This window comes from uncultured Campylobacter sp. (genome assembly GCF_938018035.1).
Lineage (GTDB): Bacteria > Campylobacterota > Campylobacteria > Campylobacterales > Campylobacteraceae > Campylobacter_B.
In genome coordinates this window covers 1-5113 of record NZ_CALIJF010000083.1, presented here as the reverse complement: position 1 = coordinate 5113, position 5113 = coordinate 1, and the positions used below count along the sequence as shown (strand labels likewise).

Sequence of the window (5113 nt, the reverse complement as noted above, 5' to 3'; positions counted from 1 at the left end):
TTCTTATGTGCAGGCTCTGTAATCCACGCTACTCATACGCAGAATATGGACGTGCTAGGAGGACTAGCTAAAAAAATGCCTCTAACTGCCGTCGGTATGTTTATCGGTATCATGGGTATCGCAGCGCTTCCTCCGGTAAATGGCTTCGTTTCAGAGTGGTTTACCTATCAAGGAATGCTTCAAGGTGCTAAGGAAAGCGGAATTTTCATTAGATACGCCTTCTCTTTAGCAGTGGTCGCTCTTGCACTTACCGGCGTTTTGGTTGGTATGCACCTTAAGCTTTATGCGGTAATCTTTGCAGGAACCCCAAGGGATGAAAAAATTTGGGAAAATGCAAAAGAAAGCCCTCTAGGAATGGTTTTAGGAATGATCATACTGATGATAGGCTGCGTGGGATTTGGTGTAGGCGCACACTTCATAGTTGATTACATCATGCAAGCGGTAAATTCTATTACTTCCAATAGTGGGTATGTCGCAAGCCTAGGCGCTTCGTCAATCACTTCGCCTTTGGGAAGTATCGTTTCAACTCCTCTTATTGCAGTGATTTTGTGTTCTACAATGCTGCTTCCGTTTATCATCCTAGCGGTTATGAAAGCAAATCGCGACAAACCTCGCGAGACAGATCCTTGGGCGTGCGGCTTTAAATATAGCCCTCGCATGCAGATGACCGGCAGTCCTTTTACCGGCGATTTAAGAAAGATTATGGACTGGTTATTTAGAGGTCATAAACGCAGAATAGAGCAAAACGGCTACTTCGGACCGATCGAGTATCACAACCACCCACAAGACATTTGGTGGACGATAATTTATCAACCGGTAATCGATTGGAGTAAGAAGGTCGCCGATAAGATAGGAATTATTCAAAGCGGCTATGCAAATTTATATACGCTTTACATCCTAATCTATCTTTGCGCGATACTGGGCGTCGGATATTTCTTGATCTAGGAGGTTTAAGATGCAGACTATACAAACTATATTTTTAATGATATTTCAAGTCGCGGTTATCGTCCTAGTCGCTCCACTCTTCGACGGTATGGCTAGAAAACTTCGAGCCAAACTTCAGTCGAAACAAGGAAGCGATTTTTTCCAGACTTACCGCGATATTATTAAGCTTTTTAAGCGCGGCAGAACCGTTCCTGCGTGCAGCCACTGGGTATTTAGGTGGGCGCCGTTTTTCCTTTTCGCTACTTCGGCAGCGATTTTGGCGGCTATTCCTATTACATACAGCAAAGATACTCTTTTCGGAGCGTATTCGGATATTTTCGTTATCCTATATCTAGGTGCGCTTTTGCGCTTCGTATTCGGTGCGGCTTCGATAGATAGCGGTAACCCTTTTGCGGCAACCGGCGGTGGACGTGAGCAGATGCTTGCCGTTTTTGTCGAACCTGTGATGATGATGTGCCTAATCGTAGTAATGATGGCTGCAGGAACTTCAAATTTAGTTGAGATCCAGCAGATGGTACGCAGCGGTCAGATCGGCTATCAAATTCCAAGCTTTGCTGTCGCTTCGATTGCGTTTTTATGGTGTATGTATGTCGAGACCGGCAGAAAGCCATTTGATCTTGCCGAAGCCGAGCAAGAGCTTCAAGAAGGACTTTTGGGCGAATATGCAGGTAGCGATTTGGGCTTAGTGCAAGCGGCGCTTATTTTGAAGCAATTTGCGATGATCGGATTATTCCTAACGATATTTGAGCCGTGGAATTTTAGCAATCCGTTTTTGGCAATCATAATCTTTGTGCTAAAAACTGGCGTATTTTACGTAGCAGCCGTTTTCATCGACAACTTTGGACCACGCTTCAGAATGACTTCGAGCATGCGCAAAATTTCATGCGGCGCTCTTGCCATTGCTTTTGCGGCATTAACGCTTTACGTAGTAGGATTTTAAGATGAATAGTATCGATATTTTAGCAATTTGTATGATTGTAACGTCACTCGCGGTATTCGGACTTAGAAATTTAAAGCTTTCGATCGGAATTTACGCGATTCAGACGCTACTTTTGGTAAGCATATTTTTTATGCTGTATTCTAACTTCAATGCGCCACAGCTTAGAATTTGGGCGATAGTGGCGTTTTTTACGAAGGTTATTTTCGTGCCGGGAATTTTATTTTGGCTAGTTAAAAAGCTGGATGTGATCAGCGAGGATGAGCCGGTAGGCGGCTTTTTCGTAAGCCCCGTTATTGCGATGGGATTTTCGCTAGCGATTGCGATGACAATCAATCCGATCTTGCTTAAATTCTCTCTTATTCAAGAAAGAATCGTTCTAATAGCGGCGGTAACCGTATTTATGATGGGAATTTTCGGCTTCATGCTAAGAAATTCTTTCATCAAGCAAATTCTAGCCTACTGCCTCTTTGAAAACGGCATCCACCTAAGCCTTGCACTTATGGCTTACAACTCTCACGAGCTAGTCGAGCTTGGAATTTTAACCGATGCAATCTTTGCGGTTATTATTATGAGCATTTTGGCGGTTAGATTTTACAAAGCTTATGACGGGCTTGATACGTCTAAAGCTTCGAATTTAAGGGGTTAATGATGAATAGTTTAGCTTTTATATTAATTTTTCCGTTGCTCGGAGCGCTGATATTATTCTTATGCCCTAAGAATTTCAAGCTCCTAAGCTCGCTACACGTTTTGATTTCTGCAGTTACATCTGCAGGGCTACTCTGTAACGTAGGCAAGCTTATCAGCGGCAATGCCGAGGCGTTTTACGCATACGATAAATTCCTATTCCTAGATAGCCTAGGTTGCGTATTTTTAGTGCTAATCGCCGTAACGGGCTTTTTGGTAAATTTATACTCCACCACCTATATGAAGTGGGAGATACAGGGCGGTCATTTGGATCTTAGCGATCTTAGAAAATACTACGCGCTCTGCCACGTTTTCGTTTTTACGATGACGCTTAGCGTGATCTGTAACAACGTTGCGTTTATGTGGGCTGCGGTAGAGGCTACTACGTTAGCATCGGTATTTTTGGTCGCTATTCACAAAGATAAAAAATCCACCGAGAGCGGTTACAAATATATCGTTATCTGCTCGATCGGTTTAGCATTCGCGCTTTATGCTACCGTTTTACTATATGCGGCTACATTCAAAATCACAGGCGACGGCGAGGCTTCGATGCTTTGGACGAGCATTATGGATAATGCCAAAAATTTAAACGGCGATGCTGCTAAGCTTATCTTTATATTCGCTCTAATAGGCTTTGGAACCAAAGCAGGACTTGCTCCTACTCACACTTGGCTTCCTGACGTTCACGCAGAAGGTCCGGCTCCTATTTCAGCACTACTTTCGGGTGTGCTTTTAAAATGTGCGATGCTAGCGATATTTAGATATTACGCTATTACAGCTCAAGCTGTAGGCTTTGACTTTGTTCAATCCGTGATGTTAATTTCCGGTACGATCACGCTATTTATAGCAGGAATTTTCCTTGTTCGTCAGCACGACGTAAAGAGGATGTTTGCTTACCACTCGGTCGTTCATATGGGTGTTATTGCATTTGCGCTAGGCATCGGCGGATATTTTGGCTTGCTTGCCGCGATCTTTCACTGCTTAGCTCACAGCTTTACCAAGGCTCTTGCATTCTGCTCTACCGGTAATATCGCTAGAATTTACGGTCACAAAGATATGTCTAGAATGGGCGGTATGGTAAAAATCGCTCCGCTTACTACGATAATGTTTGGTGCTGCGGTCTGCTCGCTCGTAGGTGTTCCTGCGTTTGCGATCTTTGTAAGCGAATTTAACGTTTTCAAAGGCGCGATAGCCAGCGGTCAATACATAGCTGTAGCATTATTTGCGATCGCGCTCGTAATTATTTTCATCGCGGACTTCGCGCACTTTAATCTAGCGAGCTTCGGTACGCCTAAAGGTGAAGTGGTTTATGCTAAAGAGATGAGCTTGTTTGAGAATTTACCGCTAATCTTGCTTTGCGCTTTAGTGATAATTTTCGGCGTATGGCACGTAGGTGATTTTTGGATGCTCGTCGAAAACGGCGTTAGAATAATGATGAGAGGTTAAAAATGAGAGGCGATAAATTTATAGAAATTTTAAAGACCAAAGTCAAGGTCTTAGAAGTTACCCGCCAAGCCGAGGATCAAATCACCGTTTTAGTGGATAGAAATGATCTGCCGCTTGCGGTTAAGACGCTGTATTATGACATCGGCGGTTTTATCAGCACGATGATCCCTAACGATGAGCGCGAGCTAAACGGAAATTTCGCGCTTTACTATGCGATATCTATGGAAGGTGGCAAAATGACCGAAGCGGAGGATTTCGCCGCAGAGGATAAATGCTTCATCACCGTTAGGACGCTAATTCCCGGATCGGATCCTACATTCCCGTCGGTTACTCCTTTAGTGCCTGCTTGCGTATGGTACGAAAGAGAAGCTTTCGATATGTTTGGTTTAATCGCTGAGGGCTTGCCTGATAAACGCCGTTTGGTGTTAAGCGATGATTGGCCGGATGGACTTCATCCGCTTCGCAAAGACGCGATGGACTACCGCTATAGGCCTGATCCTGTAGATCATAAAGACGAACCTAATGCAGAGTTTTTATTTCCTAGCGGTGATGGCGTAGTGGATGTTCCGCTTGGACCTCTTCACGTAACGAGCGATGAGCCGGGACACTTTAGACTATTTTGCGACGGCGATGAGATTATTGATGCGGACTACCGCTTGTTTTATCAACACCGCGGTATGGAGAAGCTAGCTGAAAACCGAATGAATTACGATCAGATGGGCTATTTAGCAGAGCGCGTCTGCGGAATTTGCGGCTACGCTCACGCGATTGCGTGTATTGAAGCAGCAGAGAAAGCCATCAAGCTTGAAATTCCGCTTCGTGCGCAAGCTATCCGCGTCATCTGCCTTGAGATCGAGCGTCTTCACAGCCATCTTTTAAATATCGGTCTAGCCTGCGAGGTAACGGGTAACTACAACGCCTTCATGCATATCTTTAGGGTGCGCGAGTACTCCATGGAGTTAGCTCAGCTCGTAACCGGCGGTCGTAAGACCTACGGCAACGTCATTATGGGTGGTCTTCGCCGCGATATGACCGATAATGAAATTCGCAAGGGTATCGAGATCATCAATAAGCTCGACGTTCAAATTTCTGAAATTT

At 44.6% G+C, this 5113-nt stretch carries 5 protein-coding genes; all 5 read left to right on the top strand.

Annotation, left to right across the window (positions count from 1 at the left end; translation table 11 throughout):
• On the top strand, positions 1-945 hold a 945-nt coding region (locus Q0257_RS02675; protein WP_298021236.1), incomplete at its 5' end, for a proton-conducting transporter membrane subunit.
• A 10-nt stretch (positions 946-955) separates the two neighbouring features.
• Positions 956-1885, top strand: a complete 930-nt coding sequence (locus Q0257_RS02670; protein WP_297901004.1) for an NADH-quinone oxidoreductase subunit H — start codon at positions 956-958, stop codon at positions 1883-1885.
• A gap of 1 nt (position 1886) precedes the next feature.
• Positions 1887-2531, top strand: a complete 645-nt coding sequence (gene hyfE, locus Q0257_RS02665) for a hydrogenase 4 membrane subunit (protein ID WP_297916762.1) — start codon at positions 1887-1889, stop codon at positions 2529-2531.
• Positions 2532-2533: 2 nt separating this feature from the next.
• Positions 2534-4015 carry a hydrogenase 4 subunit F gene (locus Q0257_RS02660; RefSeq protein WP_298021233.1) on the top strand — a complete coding sequence of 494 codons (1482 nt, stop codon included), beginning with the start codon at positions 2534-2536 and terminating at the stop codon, positions 4013-4015.
• Positions 4016-4017: 2 nt separating this feature from the next.
• On the top strand, positions 4018-5113 hold a 1096-nt coding region (locus tag Q0257_RS02655; RefSeq protein ID WP_298021230.1), incomplete at its 3' end, for an NADH-quinone oxidoreductase subunit C.